Source organism: Leptospira licerasiae serovar Varillal str. VAR 010, assembly GCF_000244755.1.
In the GTDB taxonomy this organism is placed as follows: Bacteria; Spirochaetota; Leptospiria; order Leptospirales; family Leptospiraceae; genus Leptospira_B; species Leptospira_B licerasiae.
The window spans coordinates 105,269-126,796 of record NZ_AHOO02000012.1 but is presented as its reverse complement, the minus strand read 5'-3'; the positions used below and the strand labels follow the sequence as shown (position 1 = coordinate 126,796).

The window sequence follows — 21,528 nt, the reverse complement described above, 5'->3', positions numbered from 1 at the left end:
CAATCAGTAGGATATCCCACCGGCCCTTGACCTTTATTCTTTTCTCGCGTATGGTAAGAACATCGAGATATAAAAGGGACTTAAAACATGACCAGCGCAGTAAAAATCGAAACTGAAACAAACCGAGTTTTACCAAGGGAAATTTTTCCAAAAGAGAAACTTTTCCACCATGAACTTAATTTTACCCGTAGAAAGATTTCCAAAAACGAGATCTTATTCTCTCAAGGAGAACAGGCAAACGGATTTTATATAGTCGAGACCGGCTCTATCCGATCTTATCGGACTTCGGGTTCCGGAGAAAAACAGCACACATTCAAAATTTATCATCCAGGTAACTGGGTCGGAATCAGAGACGCTGCCATCGGAGGAAATTTTCTACACCACGCGGTTGCGCTCGTCGAATCAACCGTCCTATTTGTGGAAGAAGAAGAACTTCGTAGACTTTTAAACTGCGATTCCGAATTCCAAAACTCAGTATTCAGACAAGTGACTATCGAAGCGGTGGAAGCGGAGAATAAGATCTATTCTCTCGGAACTCGCCAGGTTCACGCAAAACTTTCCGAATTTTTACTACAGTTATCAGAATCCCAAGACTCGGAAGAAGATCTTCCATTCACACGCGAGATCATGGCATCCATGATCGGTGTGACTACAGAGACCTTGGTACGTGCCTTGGCTGATTTTAAAAGCAGAGGTTGGGTGGAGATAGATAAAAGAAAAATAGTGATCAGAAATGAAGAGGCTCTTCTTCGTTTATTGGATTAAGCTATCGAACCTTTTCTAAATCGACAATTAAAGTTTTATAAAATGGTCCGATATGATTTTCAAACCACTCTAGACTTTCAAGTAAATCGGGTCCAATTAAAAGGAGAACTTTTTATTCCGAGCCAGGCAGTGTTTTTAGCCGTCCTGGTTTTGGATGAGAAGGATGACAAATTTGCGGATCGATTTTCTAAGATGAGAAATTTTCTTAATGAAAGGGGAGTGGCCACTCTTTTTCTAAAAGGTCTCTTGACTCAAGAAGAAAGAGAGATCCATGCCAATCGTTCCGATGTGAATCTTTTATCGGATCGCCTCTCCGAGATCACTAAACAGGTCCGAAATTTGGAAGGCGCCGATTCTTTAAAAGTTTCTTATATAGGTTCGTCCTCTATTGCGGGGAGAATGTTCCGTGCCGCAGGCAATACGGATTCTCAGGTGGAGAGTCTTATACTGATAGGTAACGGTCTTCAAGAATATAGCGGTAAGTTTTTGAATACTTCCGTATTGAATATTTTAGGTGAACTTGATTTTACCGGCAGAATAGTGAATCGTTCTGCACTTTCTAAGATTGAGACATCCATCAAAAAAGTCTATTTTGTGCCTGGGTCTCCCAGTCATTTTGAAGATAGTACCAAATGGTTTTTAGTTTCGGAAGCAATACAAAGATGGTATCTTTTCCCTGAAAAAAGATCCAGGGAATTCGCCGAATTTTAATTTAAGACTAGTGATGGTGGTGATGAGCGCCACTATCTTCCATTTTTTCTCCCGATTCGGAGTGGTTATGAGTATGATTCATTCTGAATAACATTAAGGAAATAGAAAGAAGAATAATCGCAAAACCTGCGAGTTTAAGTTTGTCTTTCCCGAATTTCGCTAAGATCATTCTAAATCCTAAACCGAACCCGAAAAGCATAGGAAAGGTCCCTAAAAAGAAGAAGAACATACTTAATGCTCCGAACGCGGGTGAGCCGGTTGCAAAAGCCATGACGAACGCAGGATATAAGATCCCACAGGGTAAAAATCCTGTTAACATCCCGAACATAAATCCGATCGCTAAACGAGAGCTTGGACTTTTATTCTCTCTGAATTTTAAAAGTTTGGATCCGACCTTTGAGAATACTTTGGAGAAAAATCTATTTTGGGTCCAATCCTTTTGAAATAGGATAGAAACTCCAAAGAGTAGAATGAATACCGCTCCGAACCAGGCCGCAAATTCTTGTGCAGGGAGTAATAGAGAAAGGCTTTGGTTTGTGACTTTTCCTAAAAATCCGAAACCTAATCCGATTGAAGTGTAGGAGACCAACCTTCCCAAATTATACAAAATTTGTAATAGGACCGGACTTGTCTTTTTATCAGTCGGGGAAAGTGTAAGATTTAAACTTCCCGCTAAAGGACCGCACATTCCCAAACAATGAAAAGAGCCTGTCAGTCCGTTCAAAAAAGATCCGAATAATATCGCAGAAGTCAGTTCCATGATAAACTCCTAATTCGATTTTTCCTGTTTATCTTCTTCAAATAACATCCTGTATTTTGGCCCCTCAATGTCTTCGTATTGGCCAGACTTAAAATTGAGAAGGAATACGTAAAATGCTCCGAAGGAGATCACGAGTGCGATTGGAATGGTCAAATACAAAGCGTTCATGTAAATACCCTATTTTTTAAAGAAATGGAATTTAATACTACTGTCAAGGAGCTCAGCGTCATGAATCCCGCACAGATAACTGGGAGCATTAATCCTCCCGCTGCCAATGGGATCATTATAGAATTATAAACTAAAGAAAGGCAAATGTTCTGCAGAATCACCCGTCTTGTTTTTCGTGCGATCAATATCGATTTTGGAAGGGAATCCAATCTATCTTTTACAAGAATGATATCGGATTTATCCAAGGAAAGATCCGAACCCATTCCCATGGAAATTCCCAGATCCGCCTGTGCAATACACGCAGAATCGTTGATACCATCTCCCACCATAAGAACAACTTCTCCGGAAGACTGGGCCTCTAAGATCCTTTCTTTTTTTTGGATAGGCGTTAGATTGGCTTTGAAGTTTTGGATCCCAAGTTCTTTAGAAAGTGTTTCCACCTTCGTAGGAATATCGCCTGATAATATCTCCATGTTAGGAATAAATGATTTTAGTTCTTGGACGGAACCCTTCGCTTCGGTTCTGGCTTTATCTCTAAATTCCCAGGCAACTAACGGAATGCCGTTTTCGGAAAGATGTATCCAGCCGTCGTTTTCAGGTTTATTTTCCCAGGCGAAATTTTTCTTTCCGATACGATAGACCTTGTCTTGGAATTTTGCCTCCATTCCTTCCCCTGGAATTTCTTTGTAGGAATTCCAATCTGTGAAGTCACAAGAGAGGCCCTCTATGGAAATATTCTCTAAGAACTGAGGCGTCTCGTTTGCGAATGCCTCGATAATAGATTTTGCGATCGGATGAGAGGAATGGGATTCCAATCGAATTGCAATCTCTCTGAACTTGGAAGGATTTTCCTCTAATGAGAAACACTTCTCCGCATTTAATTCCAATTTTCCAGTAGTCAATGTACCGGTTTTATCGAAGAAGATGCGATTTGCTTTCGCTAAAATTTCTACCGACTCTGGATTTTTAACGAGCACACCTTCTTTTGATTGTAGTAAGTGGCTGATCACGAGTGCAGCCGGCACGCTCAATCCGAGCGCACAAGGGCAGGCTACTATCAGTACACTGATCGTATTTAAGATTGCGTCTTCAGTGGAATGGAATTTGAACCAGTAGATAAACGTTCCGATTGCGACGAATAGAACAACTTTTATGAATACTGCGGCCAGTTTGTCCGTACTTCTTTGGATTTTCGGCTTTGTTAATAAAGAATCTTCTAATATTCGACCGATCTGGGCGAGAGAACTTTCGTTTGCGTTTCCTTTTGCTTGGAATTTTACATTAGTGGAAAGCGAAACGGAACCAGCTTTGATCTCTGCTCCAGAGGATTTTCGGATCGGCTTGCTTTCTCCCGTCAAAACGGATTCGTCGAAAAATGCTATTTCGGATTCTAAAATGCCGTCTACCGGCGCCTTACTTCCCAAGGATAATTTTACTATATCTCCTCTTTCAATCGAAGAAGCGGAATGTTTGGACCAAATCCCTTTTTTGGAAACTTCGTATTCCTCGGGTAAAAGGGAGAGTAATTCGCCTATTTTTGCGCCAGCTTTATAGCGGATCATCGCTTCGAAATATTTTCCAAGCAAAATGAAGAAGTAAATCGTACAAACCGAGTCGAAATAGACTTCTCCTTTTCCGGAAATGGTTACATAGATACTGTAGAAGTAGGCGAGGCTTACTCCTGCGAACAGTAAGGTATCCATTCCGAGTAGTTTTCTTTTCCAAGATTCGTAAGCTCCTTTCCAGAATGGATAACCGGAGTAAAAATAAACAGGAGTCGCAAATATCCAGGAAATATAATGGAATAGATTCTTAATATTGAATTCCATCCCTTCGAAATATCCCGCATAGAGGCTCGCGGAAAATAACATGATATTTCCCCAGCAGAAGCCTGCTACTATCATCCGAATGCTTAATTCTTGAAATGGTTTCTCCACTTTGGATTCCGCTTTTAGTGGAGAGTAAAGTTTGGCCTTGTATCCCAAACTTTCGATTGTTTTGATAATTTTACCGAGTGTGATCTTAGAGAGATCGAATTCTACTTTGAGCCTTCCTGTTCCGAAATTGATCCTTGCTTCTTGGATCCCTTCGGTTTTTGTAAGAACGGTTTCTATCAGCCATACACAGGCGGAACAGTGTAGGTTCGTAACTGTGATATATACGTTTGAATTCTGACCGTTCTTCTTTTCCAAATATTCGGAATATACGGTTTCATTGTCCAATTCTTCTGGGGAAAATTTTTGATCTTCCGCATCGATCGGTTCTAAGGACTGTGTTCCTCTAATTTGGTAGAATTGATCCAGTCCGTTTGAGAGTAATAGATGTGAAATTTCAGCACATCCATTACAACAATATTCCCTTTCTAAACCTTGCTCCGTTCTGCGTATGGATACTCCGTCTATTTCAGTATTACAATGAAAACATAATGTTTTGTTTTCCAATACTTTCAATGGGTCACCTTAATCGATACGGTCTTTTCTAAAATTCCTTCGGGGATTTTTGCGGAGATGGAAATCCTCCATTCACCGGGAAAAGGGATCGATAACGCTCCCTGATATTTTCCGGGAGAAGTTTCCCGTAAGACGATACTTTCATTGAACTTTTCTGTAGCGGTTTTATCCAATTGGACTTGGATTTGTGCTCCTTTGATCTTTTGTTCTCCATGTTTGAATTCCAACAGGAGATCTTGTTTTCCCGACCTGAGAGAGTTTGGATTTTTGATCCAATCCGCTTGGAATCCATAACCCGCTTCTATCATTTTCCTCTGAGAGAGAATAGACTGTTCGTATTTGAGTCCTTTTTCGTAATAATTTGAATCGATAGTTGGAGTGTGTCCGGCTAAAGCAAGTTTTACGGTAAAAAATGTGGCTACGAACAAGGCAAGAAATGCGATCTTGATCACCCAAAAGGCTCTTTTTAAACTAACGTCCATGGACTATCCTCTCGTCATTTTGTATTTTCCATCCGGAGATTGATACCGGAAGTAGGAATGGAACTGTCGTAGATTTAGAATATTCGAAATCTTGAATGTCTATTACTTTTAATTTGATATCGTGACTTCTTTTTTGGGCGTCTTGATCCGCTATTTTTAACTCTATAAATAGCCTGTATCTTTCTTCCGAATTACCTTTTAGTTCTACCGTAGCTTCCTCCGTTCCTCCTACGAGTATTTTTCTTTCTCCTTGGAGATCCGAGTTTTCTATTTCGAATTTTAGGGTCCTATCTTTAGAAGTTAAGTTCTGCATTTGTACTTCGTAAAAATTCCGAATTACTCCGTTTTGGACCATCATTGGTTGTATATTTCTATCCGGAAGAACTGATAGGTAGAGAGGCACTCTGCTGGATAATAAGATTCCGATGGCGGAAATCGCTAGTATTAAAAAAAGCCCGTAAACAACGGTTCTTGGTCGGATCCAGCGGACGGGAGAACCTTTTTCGGCGATCTCGTTTTCGGACCAATAGCCTATCAAGGTTTTCTTATTTTCCTTAGCCATTTGTTTTGTGCATGCATCCGAACATTTTCCGCAGGCGATACACCACGGATTAGCTCCTTCTCGGATGTCTATCCCGGTAGGGCATACGACAAGGCACATATTACAAGCTGTGCAATCTCCGATTTTTGTGGTTCCTTTTCGTCTAGGTTCGCCTCTTACATAATCGTAAGTGATATTTACGGAATGATTATCCATCATCACGGTTTGGAAGCGTGCATATGGGCATGCATATTTACAGAATTGTTCCCGTATGAACGCAATGTCCGCATACATCGCGAATGTAAAGAATCCCAAAAATAAAGACCAAGTAGGGAATTCTAAATTAGGATTTTGAAAATAACCGATCATTTTGTAAGGATCGATAAAATAGGAGATCCAAGCGAATGATGCGGCAAAGCTGACTATTATCCAAGAGATATGTGTTAAAATAACTAAAGCCGGGTTCGCATCTTTTTTTCCATATTTGGAGTCTTGGATCTTTCTTCCTATCCAATCGAAGATATCCGTATAGATCGTTTGAGGGCAGGCCCATCCGCACCAAACTCTACCGATCAGAGTTGTGAAAAGAAAAAGGCTAAGTCCCGCTGAGATCAGGAAAAGATGAAGGAAATATCCTTCTTGTGGAATAAAAATATGACCGAATAGAAAGAATTTTCTATCCGGTATATCCAATCGGATAACTTGAAATCCGTCCCAGCGAATCCAAGGCGTTATAAAAAAGAGAAGAACCAAGAATACCTGGACGTAATTTCTTGCGGTCCTTATCTTTCCCTGCATTGGTCTTGAAATGATCATTGTGCCCCTCCTTATGATCCTCTGAGACGGTTGAATTTATTTGGAAGATTTAAGCTCCGGATTTTTGGAAGCTAACCATGCAAGCACTTGATATACTTTTTCGGAACCCAACGAGTTCTCGTGTGCAGGCATCGGTCCTCTGCCTAATTTAGCTCTTTCTACTGAAATTCCTTTCATAACGGTTTCGTAAAGTTCCTTATCCGTGTTTCCGTGTAGCCATTCCTTATCCATTAGATTTGGGCCGACTAAACCTTCTCCAGTCGGTCCGTGGCAGGCGACACAATAAGTTTGGAACGTTTTTTGTCCCGCATTGATCGCATCTTGGTTCTCTCTGAACGGATTGGATCCGTCCTTGGATTCTACCGCAACGTTACGATTCGGAAATTCTTTTTCGTATTCCTTTATTTGGGCGGCATAATATTCGTTTGTCCCCCAATCCGAAAAAACGTGGAAGTATACCGCGTAAATTCCTGCGAAAAGGATACATCCTAAGAATACCCATTTCCACCATTCAGGAAGGGGATTATCAGATTGTCTGATCCCGTCGAATTCCTTGTTTGGATCGCTCATATTAATCCTCCTCCAACATTCTGAATTTAGGTTTTTCCATTCTTTCCTTTCTGGAACTTCTATATACGTATAGGATGATCGTAAATATGGAAATTACCAGGATTGGAAGCCGTAACGATTTATAAATTTGTAATGTATCTAGATCCATGTTTCATCTCACTGTAAACTTTTGGATAATTCGGCGGTATCTTTTCCCAATTTGAGAAGATACGCGATAAGCGCATCACCTGCCGTTTTCCCAGCCAATAAGGTGTTCGCGGAAGCGATATCTTCTTCGGTATAAGGAACTCCTACTTTTCGAAGTCCTCTCATATGGTCCGCGATCTTAGAAGCATCTATGGTAGAAGATTCTTCGAATAACCAAGGATAAGCAGGCATAATGGAACCTTTCGCAGTATCTCTAGGATTGATCAAATGTGTCTTATGCCATTCCGCAGAAGGTTGAATCTGGGATTCATGCGCTAGATCCGGTCCTGTTCTTTTGGATCCCCATAGAAAAGGGTGATCGTAAACATACTCTCCCGCTTTGGAATATCCGTCTTTTCCGTAAGAATGTCCTGGGTCGAAACGATCCACCTCCCATTTGAAAGGACGTATCATCTGAGTGTGACAGTTATTGCATCCTTCTTTCTGGTATACGTCTCTTCCCGCCAATTCTAACGCGTTATACGGCTTTACATTCTGGATGGGTTCCGCCGTTTTCGTGAGGAAGAATGGAGGAACCAGCTCGAATATTCCACCGATCAAGATTGCGACGGTGGTGTATAAAGTGAATTTAACTCCGTGTTTTTCCCACTGATCGGTAAAACCGGAGAACCAATCCAATAATTTGTCGAACCAATTCATACAACTTTCTCCTCTTTTGATCCGATCCTTAGATCGATTTCCTTGAATCCGGAGCCGGAATTCAGGATAGTGCGAACCACATTATAGATCATGATGATCAGTCCGATGAAGTAGAGTCCTCCTCCGATACCTCGGAACAATCTATAAGGTTTCAAAGTTTCAGTGATCTGCACCCAGTTAGGGAATTTTAGAGCACCTGTTTCGTCTATCGCTCTCCACATAGAACCTTCGGTAATACCGGATACCCACATGGATACGATGTATAATAAGATCCCGAGTGTTGCGACCCAGAAGTGAGTGTTAGCTAGTTTTTCAGAGAATAGGTTTGTATTCCATAACCTAGGCACGAGATAATAAATGACGGCGAACGACATCATTCCCACCCAACCTAAGGTTCCTCCGTGAACGTGTCCAATGATCCAGTCTGTGTTATGGCCTAAGCCGCTGACAGCTCTGATCGATAGAAGAGGACCTTCGAATGTGGACATACCGTAGAATGTAAGTCCCACTAAGAGCATTTTTAAAGTTGCGTCCGTTTTGATCTTTTCTTTGGCTTGAGTCAGAGTCAAAAATCCATTCAACATTCCACCCCAAGAAGGCATCCATAACATGATACTGAATACCATTCCTGTAGTTTGTAACCAATCAGGAAGAGGAGAGTAGAGTAGGTGGTGAGGACCTGCCCAAATATATAAAAAGATCAAACTCCAAAAGTGAATGATGGAGAGTCTATGACTGTAGATAGGCTGTTTGATATGTTTTGGAAGATAATAATACATCAATCCCAAGAAAGGAGTGGTGAGAACGAAGGCAACAGCGTTGTGTCCGTACCACCATTGGATGTTTGCATCGTACACACCTGAGTAAACCGAATAGGACTTTATCCAACTTACCGGGATAGAAAGATTATTAACTATAAATAGTATCGGGATAGTGACCCAAGACGCGATATAGAACCAGATTGCAGCATATAGTTGCTTTTCTTCACGCGTAAAGATCGTCGCGAAATAATTGATTAGGAATATCACGAACCAGATCACGATCATAAGGTCAAGTGGCCATTCTAATTCGGCGTATTCCTTAGATTGGCTTAAGCCTAAAGGTAAAGTGATAGCCGCAGCTATGATCGTAAGATTGTACAGAAATAAGTGTAAGTATGCGAGTTTGTCGCTCCAAATCTTTACTCTACAAAGTCTTTGTACTGTGTGATAACCTGTTGCGAATATGATACTCAATGCGAAACCGAAAATTGCCGCATTCGTATGCAAAGGTCTCAGCCTGCCGAAAGTGAAGTAGGGTCCGAAATTTAATTCAGGATATACCATTTGGAAAGCGATCCATACTCCTACAAGCATGGAAGCCACTCCCCAAACCAATCCCGATATCAAAAATCCTTTGACGATCGTATCGTTATATTTTTGTTCTGAAGAACTCATTCTTGATCTCTCCGGTTTTTTCCGTGAAGGATAATTCCACTTTTAGATTGGAATGTCGAAACGCAAGGAATCCGACTTCTTCTTCCTTCAAAACGGTCTTGATAATTGTCAACAGGAGTTTTACGGTTTGCGTTAGGATGTCAATAAATTAGTGTTTAATGAAATTCTAATGTACGATAGAACGAGTTTAATTTTTTCGATTTTGAGAATTAAAATCCTTTGAACCTTTCGAAAGCTTCTCTTTCCAGAGATTCCCTGTGGTTCGGGTGAGCGATCTGAGTGAGAAGTTTTGCTCTTTGTTTCAGATTTTTGCCGTAAAGATCTGCAATACCGTATTCCGTGATTATATAATGAACATTTGCTCTGGTAGTAGTTACACTTGCACCAGGCTGTAATATCGGAACAATTCGGGATTTTCCATGGGATGTAACGGAAGGAAGCGCAATAATCGGTTTCCCTCCTTCGGAAAGAGAGGCACCTCGGATAAAATCCATCTGTCCTCCAACTCCTGAATATTGTCTGGTTCCTATCGAATCCGCACATACCTGCCCGGTAATATCCACTTCTATCGCGGAATTGATTGCAGTTACTTTAGGATTTTTGCGGATATTTGCAGTGTCGTTGATGTAACCTATATCTAAAAACACAACCCCCGGATTATCATCCACGAAATCGTAAAGTTTTCTGGTTCCCATCACGAATCCGGTTACAATTTTTCCGGGATGGATTTTTTTATTTTTACCGGTGATAACTCCTTTTTCCACCAAAGGAATTACGCCGTCGGAAAACATTTCCGTATGAATTCCTAGATCTTTATGGTTTTGTAAACAAGATAGAACTGCATCCGGAATGGCGCCGATCCCCATTTGCAAAGTGGCGCCGTCTTCTACAAGACCCGCTATATATTCTCCGATTTTAGCCTCTACTTGGTCTGGTTGAGTATGTTTTGCCTCTAATAAAGGAATATTACCTTCTACTAATTTATGGATCTTGTTTATATGAATGATCCCATCTCCATGGGTCCTAGGCATAAAACGATTTACCTGAGCGATTACCATGTTGGCCGAATCGACTGCCGCTTTGCATATGTCCACGGAAACACCCAAAGAACAAAAACCGTGTTTGTCGGGAGGAGAAACCGTGATCAAGGCGACATCTAAGGGTAATATCTTTTTACGGAATAGAGAAGGGCACTCACTTAAGAAAACAGGAAGATAATCGGCTCTTCCTTCTTTTACCGCTTCTCTCATGTTTGCGCCTACGAAAAGTGCATTCGTATGAAAAGAAGTGGCCATTCCGCTTTGTGCGTAAGGAGCTTCTCCTTCCGTGTGGATATGGACCATCTCTATATTTTGTAGTTCGGATGCTCTGGCGCTTAATGCTTCCACTAGAAGTTTAGGAGAAGCGAATACACTGTGAATGAAAACTCTTTGGTTGTTTTTGATCTCTGAAACTGCTTCTTTAGGGGAAACAAAATGTAAATCCATATCGAAAGAATTTTCTAATTTTCGCCGAGTAGAAGTCAAGGGACAAAATTTTTGAGAATGTATTGATATTTCTTTGTTTTTACCCTTCAGCGGAATAAACGGGTCTATTTCAAAATCTCCGGTCTCGAAAGTCCGGAGATGTCTACGATAAGAAGAAGGTCCGTAGGATCGAAAAGATCCCTAGAATAAGGGAGAATTTTGCTCTTCCTATTTCCTTCCCGAATACTCTTACATAATATTAAAAAGGTTTATAAATCCGGAATGGTCTGAAGAATAAGTGCAGATGGTTTCCGCGTCCTCTCAGAAATTCCAAGGAGTTTTACTGATCTCGATTTTACTTTTTAGTTTGGGATGCGATTCGGGATCCTTATCGAAGAAAAGACCTAGGGTCGAAAGCGGAATATTAGACCTGAGTAATCGTTGGGATTTCGAAAAAGAAGAGCCTCTTAGTATCGAAGGAGATTGGGTATTCTATTGGTCCCAATTGTTTTCGGAGATCAAAAGTCCTTTGACGTCGGATCTAGGTCCGACCCAAAAATCAAACGGACAAATCAAATTCGGAGACGTGCCTAATGTCTGGAATGAATATAAAGATCAAAATCGCAAATATCCAGGCTTCGGATTTGCTACCTATAAAATACTAGTTCGTTTAGATAAACCGGAAACCGATATGGCGATCAAGATGTTGGAAGCTTCCACTTCTTATTCACTTTATGTAAACGGAAAAAAGGTAATCTCCAGCGGGGTGGTGGGAAAAACTCCCGAAACAAGTCAGCCATTGTATAGGCCGGGAGTGAGCGAAGTATTTGATTTAGGAAGGGAGAATGAGATTGCGATAGAGGTTTCCAATTTTTCGCATTTTAAAGGTGGTCCTTGGGCAAAGATCTTTTTAGGAAAAAGAAAAGAGCTAGTCTCTATCCGCCAAAGTAATATTAGATTGGATCTATTTATAGGAGGAGGGCTTTTTGTCTTAGGCTTATATCACCTGAGCTTATTCGCGTTTTTAAGAAGAGAAACTTCCACACTTTATTACGGAATTCTAACGATTTGTTCCACTATTCGTATTTTGATCACTGGAGAAAGAATATTATATTCTATTTTTCCGAATTTCGATTTTGAATGGGGATATAGATTGGAATTGATATCCAGTTTTTTCATTAGCATATTTTTTCCATTATTTATCAGGACCTTATATCCCGACGAGTTGAACAAAAAAGTCGTTCGGTTTTTTATCAGCATCATCGTCGGGCTTTCCTTTATCGTATTATTCTTTCCTTTGATCATATATTCCAAGACCATTTCTATTTTCGGGATTTTAGTAACTATCGCTTGCATCTATCTAGTATACGTTTTTTGGAAAGCGATCCGGAACAAAAAATTAGGGGCAGAGGTCGGTCTATTCTTCTTTCTACTTTTTTTTGCGGTCGTGACTAACGACATATTGTATGCGAATATGATCATAAACACAGCATACTTCTCCTCTTACGGAGTGGCTTCTTTTTTCGTGGCCCAGGCGTTTATGGTATCTCAAAGATTCACAAGCGCTTATAAACTTTCCGAAAAGTTAGCTCATGATTTACGGGAATCCAATCAGAGATTGATCTCTTTGGATAAACTAAAAGACGAGTTCTTAGCAAATACATCTCATGAATTAAGAACTCCGTTGCAAGGGATCATCGGTATTGCGGATTCTTTAAAAAGAGGAGTAGGAGGACCCTTAACCCAATCCGTGGAAAGACAATTGGGAATGATCGTCACTAGCGGGCAAAGGCTTTCTAGTTTAGTAAATGATATTATTGATTTTTCTAAATTAAAGCATAAGGATTTGAATCTGAACTTAAGATCCGTGGATCTATACCAAGCGGTGAATTTTACTCTGGAACTAAATAGGATCTCTACAGACGAGACTAAGATCAAATTGGTGAACGCTATTTTGCCCGAGTTTCCAGATTTACTGGCGGATGAGAATCGATTACAGCAGATCCTTCAGAACTTAGTCAGCAATGCGATCAAATTTACGGAGAAGGGAGAGATCGTCGTTAGCGCTCGTATTAAGGCGCTTGGAATTGCTGAGATCAGCGTTTCAGATACGGGGATTGGAATCGATCCGATAGAACATCAAAAAGTATTCGAATTTTTTGAACAAGTGGAAAGAGGGGATTCTAAAAATAGTTCCGGTGCGGGGTTAGGACTTGCGATCAGCAGAGCATTAGTCGCGTTGCATGGAGGAGAGATTGGAGTGGAATCCAGTCCTGGCTCAGGTTCTCGTTTTTATTTTACAATTCCATTAGTATCCGGCAGGATCCCGAAATCCGATGGAAAAGAATTAAAAAATTATAAACAAGGAAATCATCCCGGATCAACCGCCGCTATTCAAGATGAATCCTCCGATTTCGAGAAGAATGCGAGGATCTTGGTGGTAGACGACGAGCCGGTAAATTTGCAGGTAATACAAAACTATCTTTCCCTGCGAAATATTTCTTCGGTCACGGCAAAAAGCGGAATGGAAGCCTTGGAAATATTACAAAAGGATAAGGCGTTCGATGCAGTGATCCTGGACGTAATGATGCCTAAGATGTCGGGGTTAGATACCGCTAGAGAGATCCGTAAGACAATGAGCACATTAGAGCTTCCCATCCTGATGTTGACTGCAAAAAATCAGGACAAGGATCTGATGGCCGCCTTGAACAACGGAGCGAACGATTATCTACTCAAACCTTTCGATTTTGAGGAGTTGATCTTAAGGATCAATAACTTACTCGCTTTGGCAGACGGTCACAAGAGTCGTTTAAATCAGGAGAACGAAAAAAGAGAGGCCGTAAATAATGTAAGGCAAAGGATCAATATAGATTTACACGATCACTTAGGCGGAAAACTCACCGACCTAAAATTTTTATCCGAAGAATTGATGGCCCAAAACCAGGAAGATAGACCGATCTTTAAGAAGATCAACGAAGCGGTAAATCAATCCATACATATTCTAAGAGAACAGATGTTGAAGATAGAAGATCTCGGATTATTGTCCGAGAATTTTATCACCGGGATCAATTTGGTCTTACTTAGAAGATATTCGGATGTGGAAAGAGATTTGGAATTCGAATGCCAGGACGAACTCCTTCAATTTTTCGAAGAAGAAAAAAATGAAACTTCCATTATTGAATTATATAGTATCGTAAACGAGATCACGAACAACGACCTAAAATACGGGCAGGGCGTAGCCAAATGGAATTTCTATTTGGAAGATGGGAACCTGATCACCGAAATGAATGCAGAGTCCTCTTATCATCTAAAAAAACATAGAACTGGAAGAGGCACAGAGAACCTGATCTATAGGATCTCCGGCCTAGGCGGAAAAGTGGAAATGTCCTTAGTCGAAAACGTATATAAAATAAAAATCAATATCCCGATCGGAAATTTTTCCGTAAAAAAATAAAGGTGTGAATACTATCATGAAAAATTCGGAAATCAAAGTAGGAATCGTAGAAAACGACGAAAGTTTTAAGGAACAGATCCTGAAGACCTTGGAGTCTATTCCGGAGATAGGCGGAGTATTTCATTGGGGATCTGCGGAATCATTTTGGGAAGATGAGAAGGGAAGGTCCTTAGATATTATTTTCTTGGATATCATGTTGGCTGAGATGAACGGGGTAGAGCTTGCCGGAAAAATTTCCGCAAGAGATCCTGAAATCGCCAAAATTATGCTCTCTAATATGAATTCCGACGAACTAATTTATGAATCATTAAAGAACGGTGCGATCGGTTATATCCTGAAATCCGAATTAAAGGATATTGCCGACGTGGTCGACACGATCTTAAAAGGGGGAGCGATCATTACTCCTACCATCGCATTTCGCGTGCTGAATAGTTTTAAACAAAAGGATTATTCAGGAGAATTTAAGCTCACTCCGAAGGAAAAACAGATCCTGGACGAGATGGTAAAAGGAAAAACGATCGGAAGGGTCGCTGAATTCCTAAAAGTCAGCAAATATACGGTCCAGCATCATGTTAAGAATATATACAAAAAACTGAATGTACATAATAGAGCTGAACTAGTCAGGAAGGCCAGCGATATAGGTCTATTACCGTAGGAAGAAAATAAATTCACTTAGGCGTTTTAGGTCCCGAGATTCGACAGCTCGTCCAGGAATGCCACTGCGAAACTCCCTGTGCCTGAGGATCTTTCGGCAGCCTTAGAACCTGCAATCGCAAATACAGCGGATGCAGATGCAGCAGCACGTAACGGATCTTTTTGAATTCCTAAAAATGAGGCAATCAATGCCCCTAAAGAACACCCCACTCCTGTAACCTTAGTCATCAAAATATGACCGCCTGGCACAGAGATCGTTTCTTTTCCGTTGGTTATATAATCAATTTCTCCGCTAACAGCAACTACGGCTGTACTTTTTGCGGCCAGCTCCCGAGCAAGAGGTAACGCGTCGGACGAAGAAGCGGTTGAATCCACACCCTTTCCTCCGCCTATTGCACCTGCAATCGCCAAAATCTCGGAAGCATTTCCTCTGATTACAGTCGGTTTATGTTGTAAAAGGTCTTTCGCTATCTCAGTCCTATATTTAAGAGCACCTACTGCGACCGGATCTAAAACCCAAGGAGTTCTCGCTTTTTGTGCAGAGATCGCAGCCGACTTCATTGATTTTGCATCAAAGTTATTGATGGTCCCTACGTTAATCAGCATTCCGCTCGCGATTGCCGCAAAATCGGAAACTTCTTCTTCTGCAATAACCATTGCAGGAGAGGCCCCGGCTGCCAGAAGTACATTCGCGGTCCAGTTAGTGACTACGATATTTGTGAGTATATGCGTTAGTGGTGCTTGTTTGCGAACTTCTGCAAGATCTGAAACGATCTCCGGAGAAGGCCAGGTCTTTTGTGGGATATCTGCGAATGACATATTTACAATGTATACTAGTATGAATCCGTTTAAAATGTCGACCTATTACTCAAGAGACTCATGGTCTTAGGTCGGCTACTTAACACCTATCTTCCTATTTTTTGCGAAATTTTTTGAAATTGTAAGACATAGTGTAGGGATTTTTACTAAGATCCGTCTACATTAGTAATCACTCTTATCTAGTTTCATTAGGGAGGAATAATGAAGGGAAGGATTGCCGGCATCAATGAGAAGTCGAATAAAATGATCATACTCACCGAACACGGTTATACTTTTGGGATCGGTAATGTTGAATATATGCAATTAGATCATGTAATAACCGGCGAATTAAGAAGCAGTGGGACTGAGATCCTTACCAATATTACTTCCGGAGATGATTTTGTGTTGGATATAGAAGCGTATGATTGTTCCAGAGAGATTGCGCTTACATTATTGAACGCGGAATAAATTTTGTTTTTCTAATCGTTTCGAATAACGTAAAAATCCGAAGCCGGGTAAAATCCCGACTTCGGAGAAAAGTTTATCTTCCGTATTTTGCGGTCAATTTTCCTTCTGCAAGTTTTAGGGAATTAATGTAAAACCCTACTAACGCACCGGACGCTTCTCCATCTAGATCGATCTTATCCTTTAAAGCAAACACCTTGAAGATATAACGGTGAGGCTTGTCTCCTTTAGGAGGACAAGGGCCGCCGTATCCAGGTTTCCCAAAATCGGTTCTACCTTGGACCGCTCCTGCAGGAAGAGGTCCTTTATCATTTCCCGCTTTTGCCGGAAGACTTGTTACAGTCGCTGGAATATTGATCACAGTCCAATGCCACCATCCGCTTCCGGTGGGAGCGTCCGGATCGTATGCAGTTACGGCAAAAAATTTAGTTTCCTTAGGCGCGCCTGACCATTGTAAGTCGGGAGAATTATTTTCTCCCGAACATCCGAATCCCGAAAAAACATGAGCGTTTGTGATTGTTCCTCCTTCTTTGAGGGCGGAGCTAGTGACCTTTAGGTCTCCGGCAAATGCTGATCCAGCAAAGAATAAAACACAAAGTAAAATACCGTTTTGAAACGATAGGAATCTCTTCATAAAACCTCCGAGTTCTTGACGATGCAGAATAACATCGGAAGTATAAATAAGCATTCGAAATTTATGAAAAAATAGGCCTTATGTCCGGACCCGATCAAGGATTGTGCCGTTCCGATCACGACCGGCTTCTCTCCTTAGCATAGTGGGGGAATATCCGAATCTATCCCGGAATCGGACTGCAAATCTAGAAGCAGAATCGTAACCTGCTTCTCTCGCGATCTCTCCTATAGTACGATCCGTTGCTTGTAAGAGGGAAAGGGCGAACGACATTCTGACATCGATCAGTATTTCGGAAAAAGAAGAAAGTTCAGAGGAAAGTCTTCTTCTCAAAGTTGCCTCGCTCATTTCCAGGCGATCCGCAATTTCCACAGCAGACCAGTCCTTTGCGGGATTTGCGCTCAAAAAAGACCGAACCTTTTGTGAGATATTATCGGTAGAAGGTATCTTAAATTTTCTGCCATATTCCCCTAACCAGATTAATATCTCCGTTGCCCTATGGATCGCAACTTGGTCGGAGATCAATTTGTCTGTGGTAATGGATTCTCGTGCGAGTCTAAATGCCTCCGAAAATCCAGAAGATATATTAGAAAAAATGAATGCTGGATCTATGTCCTTGGTCCCTTCAGGATTATTCTTGTAATTTCGGATCACGTTCGGATGGAATGCGATCCACGCCGCCTCGAATTCTCCTTGATGAGGCCGATTGATCACATCGAATGCTTGGCCTCCGGCAATTGCCACCGCTTCTCCTGATTTGATGTCCAGCTCCAAATCGTTATGCTTTAGGCTTTTGACCCCTTTTTTTACGAATACCAAAGTAGGCAGATCTGTCACTACTCTGGAAAGGTATAATTCTCTTTTTTGGATCACAGTGGCTGAAAGCCCGACCCCTTCTCTAGATACAATGGAGCGTTTCATAGGTAATAGATTCCGAGTTTGCTGTTAGACTAACTATCCCAGAAAGATAGGCAAGATTTTTGTTCTTTGCGTTTCCTATTTTTAGGTCGTTATATAGTTTAGTTCGAAAATGAAATTTTATCTATTTCTCTCTTTTAGCATATTAAGTTTTTATTATTGCGCAAGCGTGGAATATCGGGACCCAAATGAGGCTGAAGGCACAAAACAATGGGGGGTAAAGGAAGTTCGAGAGACTGTTCAAAATATGAGCGGTTCACTCTCGGATTTTTACAAAAAGGATTCCGTTAAAGGATACTTAGAACTTCAAAAATTCAAGAACAATACTTCGGAACATATAGATACTAAAATTTTAGCCAATGAGATCGTTAAAAATTTAACGTCATATAAGATCCCATTCGTAGACATTTCTGAAAGAAAAGCCTCTTTAGACGAAATCAGTTTAAATAAGGCGGGGATAACATCTTCCAATAACAAGCTGGATAACGTTACTGGAATTTTTTCAAAGGAGGTGGTTTTTTCGACTTCCTTTTAAACGGCAAAATTTTAGAATCCGGAAACTTTTGGTTGGTCTTAAACGATAGAGCAATAGTAGCCGGTTTTGCCGGCTTTTAAAAGAAAGCTAAAGATGCTCAGGACTTATTTATTCTTTCTAAAGAAGAATTTAAGCCCTTCTAAGTTTTTCGGCTTAATAGACTAAATTTCTCAGCTGTTGGAATACGGAACCTGAGTGAGCTCTTATATAAAGAGCGTAACTGGTGGTTATTATACTCAAAACAAGCGGAAGAAATTTAAAAAACTTATTTTTCGCAAACGAGAACAGGACAAACGCAGGGAATACTCCTATGATTGGTATTAACGATCCTAAAAATAGGAAGAGGTAAAATACCCAAAAGGAAGCTATTTCCGTTTCTTCCGGTTTTCCTGTTCTGTACTTAATTGGTTTTTGGGGCTGAGCTCGTGAATGAATCACGACGCCGCCCGGTTGGGTTCTCATTCGGTACTTTTGGTCCGATTTCTGGCTTCTATTATCCATTCCTTAAGTGTAGATCTTTTTAAGTAAAGGAGCAACCTGATTCGACTTATTTTGAAAATTAATAGAATATTACAAAAATCAAAATATGATCGAATTTAATGAAATCGAATGAAAACGGATATTTATTCGTTAAATAGAATTAAGAACCTATTATAAGGTTGGAATTCCTACTAAAACGTGGATTTTCGTGCTTTACCGATTTAAAGGGATACAGACTGCAATTCTATGATCATCTTAGTACCATGATCCAATTCACTTTCTGCATAAATCCTGCCATTTAGGGCTTCTACCTGAGACTTAGTAAGAAACAGTCCTACACCTCTTGCATCCGGATGTCTATGGAATGTTTTATGTAAACCGAACAATTTGTTTTGGTATTTTTTCAGATCTATACCTAATCCATTGTCCTCCACAACGAGTACATATCTTCCGCCCGTAATTTCCGTACGGATATCTATCCTAGGATTACGATTTGGAGATCTATATTTAATGGAATTTGAAATTAGATTTAATAAGATACTTTCGAGATAGGTCCTATCGTATTCGAATTCTTCCAGTGAGGAAAAGTCGTAGCGGACCTCCGTGGAAGTTTCCAAGATCTGACCTTCCAAAATTCTCAGGATCTTTTTAAGAATAGCTTCGAATCTTACTGTTTCGATCTTTCTTTTAGTTCCTTCTTGTATTTTTAATACTTCCACTAGACTATCCAAGGTTTCTTGCAGATAATCCACGGAGATCTTGAACTTTCCGATTAAGGAATGGACCTCTTCTTCGGATTTTGCTTCTTCTACCAATTCGACTAAGGATATTAAATTACTAGTAGGCGCTCTTAGGTTATGAGACGTGATATGCGCGTAGTTTAGAAGTTGTGCATTCTTTCTTCCCAATTGGTCGGCTAAAATTTCCAATTGTAATTTAGTATCTTCCAATCTTTCCAAATACTCTTGAGCACCGGATACGTCGGTGCCAATTCCTAAAAATCCTGAAAGTTTGGAATCAAGTCCTTTGACTGCCGTAATGATCATTTGTGCCGGAAATACACTTCCGTCCTTTCTTCTATATTTCCAGATCCTAGAATCGTAGGATTCCCTTTTGGCAACCTCGCTGAATATATCGAAACCTTTAATTTCTTTATTGTATAGTTCCGTAAGTTCCTTACTTCTTTTATTCATATCCTCTTTTTCGTGGAGTATTTCCGGAGTATATTTTCCGACCAGTTCCTCTTCAGAATATCCGAATAAATTCTCTGCCCCTTTGCTAAAAACAGTGATCACTCCATGTAGATCCGTTTTAATAATAGCGACTTGAGTGGCAGAATCCAGGATCTGTTTCATCTCATAGTTTATCGCAATCAATGATTGTTCTGCGATTTTCTTTTCCGTAATATCTTCTATTTGAGAAACAAAATACAAAAAGTTTTCGAATTTATCTCGGACGGAGGACACACTTAAGTTGATCCAGATAATGGATCTGTCCTTTTTGAAATATCGTTTTTCCATCTTATAGGAGCTGATTTCTTTATCTAAAATCTGTTTTACGTAATTTAGATCTTTTTCTAGATCTTCCGGGTGCGTGATATCTTGGAAGGTAAGCGAATAAAATTCGGATTCTTCATAGCCGAGCATCTCGCAGAGTTTTCTGTTTACCTTTAACCACTTTCCTTCGGAAGAAACGAGCGCCATTCCGATCCCGTTGCTTTCGAAGGCGCCTCTGAACATGAGTTCGCTTAATACAAGGCTATCCTGATTCTTTCTGGATTCTTGATCGGCAAGTTTGACGCGAGTGATATCCCAATTTGTTCCGATCATCTGGACCGGATTTCCTTCCGAGTCTCGAAACACCGTTGCATTCGCTTTGATATAATGAATGGATTTGTCCGGCCATATGATCCTAAATTCTGTATCGAATTCTTTTTTTCCGGCAACCGCATCATAAAAGTCTTCTATTGCTCTAGTTTTATCTTCCGGGTGAAGGGACTTTTCCCAAGCCTCGTATGCTCCTGAAAATTCCATTTTAGGAATTCCATAAAGATTGTACATTCCCTCATCCCAGACTAGGATATTTTTGATCAGATCCAGGTCCCAAATTCCTACGTTAGCCGCTTTTGTTGCTAACTTTAATCTCCTATTACTTTGCCTGAGAGATTCTCTATCCGCCTTAAGTTTCGTGATCTCTTGGAATAGGAATATGAATTTTCCGGAAACCTCCTCGGAGGCTTTCAAGTAACGTATTCCGACCTTGAAGTATAAAAAATTACCGTCGACTCCCGCTATTTTCAACTCGAAGGCATCCGGGGTTTGCCCGTTTTTTGCAGAGTCTATTTGTAACTCTATCTTTCTCCTGTCTTCCGGATGGATCTTTGTGGTTAGAAAGGAAAGAGAGATTTCAGATTCGTATAAACCCAAACGTTTAGAGAGTTGGGAAGGGATCTTGCAATGACTTATATCTTCCGTTTCCCAAACATAAGTATCCAGAAGTTCGGTTAGGAAATCCAGGGTCTTGGCAGTTTGGTTTATTCCGAGTTGTTCTTTTTGAGGCATACCGGATTTAACTAAGGCAGA

General features: G+C 40.6%; 20 protein-coding genes. 6 read left to right on the top strand and 14 right to left on the bottom strand.

Going from position 1 to position 21,528, the window contains the following annotated elements; all coding sequences use genetic code 11:
- Positions 1-87 precede the first annotated feature (87 nt).
- Both LEP1GSC185_RS15455 and LEP1GSC185_RS15450 read left to right on the top strand, forming a co-directional pair.
- A complete protein-coding gene (locus tag LEP1GSC185_RS15455; RefSeq protein ID WP_008590034.1) occupies positions 88-765 on the top strand; it encodes a Crp/Fnr family transcriptional regulator in 678 nt (225 codons plus the stop codon).
- A 42-nt stretch (positions 766-807) separates the two neighbouring features.
- Entirely contained in the window at positions 808-1,476 is a 669-nt protein-coding gene (locus LEP1GSC185_RS15450) for a hypothetical protein (RefSeq protein ID WP_008591429.1), read from the top strand.
- Positions 1,477-1,483: 7 nt separating this feature from the next.
- Here LEP1GSC185_RS15450 and LEP1GSC185_RS15445 read toward each other — a convergent pair whose 3' ends face one another.
- The 10 genes from LEP1GSC185_RS15445 to LEP1GSC185_RS15400 all read right to left on the bottom strand — a co-directional run bounded on the left by LEP1GSC185_RS15445 (position 1,484) and on the right by LEP1GSC185_RS15400 (position 11,032).
- Positions 1,484-2,236: a sulfite exporter TauE/SafE family protein gene (locus LEP1GSC185_RS15445; RefSeq protein ID WP_008590983.1), complete on the bottom strand. Its 753-nt coding sequence runs from the start codon at positions 2,234-2,236 to the stop codon at positions 1,484-1,486.
- A 9-nt stretch (positions 2,237-2,245) separates the two neighbouring features.
- Positions 2,246-2,404 (bottom strand): cbb3-type cytochrome oxidase assembly protein CcoS, encoded by a 159-nt coding sequence (ccoS, locus tag LEP1GSC185_RS15440; protein ID WP_008591697.1) that lies wholly within the window; start codon positions 2,402-2,404, stop codon positions 2,246-2,248.
- A complete protein-coding gene (locus LEP1GSC185_RS15435; protein WP_008590528.1) occupies positions 2,401-4,854 on the bottom strand; it encodes a heavy metal translocating P-type ATPase in 2,454 nt (817 codons plus the stop codon). Before LEP1GSC185_RS15435 ends, ccoS begins: the two co-directional genes overlap by 4 nt.
- Positions 4,851-5,336: a FixH family protein gene (locus LEP1GSC185_RS15430; RefSeq protein WP_008590550.1), complete on the bottom strand. Its 486-nt coding sequence runs from the start codon at positions 5,334-5,336 to the stop codon at positions 4,851-4,853. Before LEP1GSC185_RS15430 ends, LEP1GSC185_RS15435 begins: the two co-directional genes overlap by 4 nt.
- The gene (gene ccoG, locus LEP1GSC185_RS15425; RefSeq protein ID WP_008591636.1) at positions 5,326-6,693 is read right to left on the bottom strand and encodes a cytochrome c oxidase accessory protein CcoG; all 1,368 of its coding nucleotides are present in this window, start codon (positions 6,691-6,693) and stop codon (positions 5,326-5,328) included. The genes LEP1GSC185_RS15430 and ccoG overlap by 11 nt, the downstream gene beginning before the upstream one ends.
- A 36-nt stretch (positions 6,694-6,729) precedes the next feature.
- Complete coding sequence (locus LEP1GSC185_RS15420) at positions 6,730-7,263, bottom strand: cbb3-type cytochrome c oxidase N-terminal domain-containing protein (RefSeq protein ID WP_008591032.1); 534 nt, start codon at positions 7,261-7,263, stop codon at positions 6,730-6,732.
- Position 7,264: 1 nt separating this feature from the next.
- Positions 7,265-7,411, bottom strand: a complete 147-nt coding sequence (locus LEP1GSC185_RS15415; protein WP_008589929.1) for a cbb3-type cytochrome c oxidase subunit 3 — start codon at positions 7,409-7,411, stop codon at positions 7,265-7,267.
- Between the two features lie 8 nt (positions 7,412-7,419).
- Positions 7,420-8,109 (bottom strand): cytochrome-c oxidase, cbb3-type subunit II, encoded by a 690-nt coding sequence (gene ccoO / locus LEP1GSC185_RS15410; RefSeq protein ID WP_008589952.1) that lies wholly within the window; start codon positions 8,107-8,109, stop codon positions 7,420-7,422.
- Complete coding sequence (gene ccoN, locus LEP1GSC185_RS15405) at positions 8,106-9,545, bottom strand: cytochrome-c oxidase, cbb3-type subunit I (protein ID WP_008590668.1); 1,440 nt, start codon at positions 9,543-9,545, stop codon at positions 8,106-8,108. The genes ccoO and ccoN overlap by 4 nt, the downstream gene beginning before the upstream one ends.
- Before the next feature lie 209 nt (positions 9,546-9,754).
- Entirely contained in the window at positions 9,755-11,032 is a 1,278-nt protein-coding gene (locus LEP1GSC185_RS15400; RefSeq protein ID WP_008591662.1) for an acetyl-CoA hydrolase/transferase family protein, read from the bottom strand.
- 283 nt (positions 11,033-11,315) lie between these two features.
- Between LEP1GSC185_RS15400 and LEP1GSC185_RS15395 the strand changes: the two genes are divergently transcribed.
- Entirely contained in the window at positions 11,316-14,465 is a 3,150-nt protein-coding gene (locus LEP1GSC185_RS15395) for an ATP-binding protein (protein ID WP_008589717.1), read from the top strand.
- A 16-nt stretch (positions 14,466-14,481) separates the two neighbouring features.
- On the top strand, positions 14,482-15,120 hold the full coding sequence (locus tag LEP1GSC185_RS15390; protein ID WP_008590995.1) for a LuxR C-terminal-related transcriptional regulator: 639 nt from the start codon (positions 14,482-14,484) through the stop codon (positions 15,118-15,120).
- A 26-nt stretch (positions 15,121-15,146) separates the two neighbouring features.
- On the opposite strand, the gene thiM is transcribed toward LEP1GSC185_RS15390, so the two are convergent.
- Positions 15,147-15,938: a hydroxyethylthiazole kinase gene (gene thiM / locus LEP1GSC185_RS15385; RefSeq protein ID WP_008590978.1), complete on the bottom strand. Its 792-nt coding sequence runs from the start codon at positions 15,936-15,938 to the stop codon at positions 15,147-15,149.
- Positions 15,939-16,139: 201 nt separating this feature from the next.
- Here thiM and LEP1GSC185_RS15380 point away from each other — a divergent pair, with 201 nt between their 5' ends.
- A complete protein-coding gene (locus LEP1GSC185_RS15380; protein WP_008589592.1) occupies positions 16,140-16,385 on the top strand; it encodes a hypothetical protein in 246 nt (81 codons plus the stop codon).
- Positions 16,386-16,458: 73 nt separating this feature from the next.
- Here LEP1GSC185_RS15380 and LEP1GSC185_RS15375 read toward each other — a convergent pair whose 3' ends face one another.
- Entirely contained in the window at positions 16,459-17,016 is a 558-nt protein-coding gene (locus tag LEP1GSC185_RS15375) for a YbhB/YbcL family Raf kinase inhibitor-like protein (protein WP_008590703.1), read from the bottom strand.
- A 78-nt stretch (positions 17,017-17,094) separates the two neighbouring features.
- Complete coding sequence (locus tag LEP1GSC185_RS15370) at positions 17,095-17,934, bottom strand: AraC family transcriptional regulator (RefSeq protein ID WP_008590609.1); 840 nt, start codon at positions 17,932-17,934, stop codon at positions 17,095-17,097.
- Positions 17,935-18,043: 109 nt separating this feature from the next.
- Between LEP1GSC185_RS15370 and LEP1GSC185_RS15365 the strand changes: the two genes are divergently transcribed.
- Entirely contained in the window at positions 18,044-18,466 is a 423-nt protein-coding gene (locus LEP1GSC185_RS15365) for a hypothetical protein (RefSeq protein ID WP_008590579.1), read from the top strand.
- Between the two features lie 701 nt (positions 18,467-19,167).
- On the opposite strand, the gene LEP1GSC185_RS15355 is transcribed toward LEP1GSC185_RS15365, so the two are convergent.
- On the bottom strand, positions 19,168-21,507 hold the full coding sequence (locus tag LEP1GSC185_RS15355) for a PAS domain-containing sensor histidine kinase (RefSeq protein ID WP_008590020.1): 2,340 nt from the start codon (positions 21,505-21,507) through the stop codon (positions 19,168-19,170).
- Positions 21,508-21,528 lie beyond the last annotated feature (21 nt).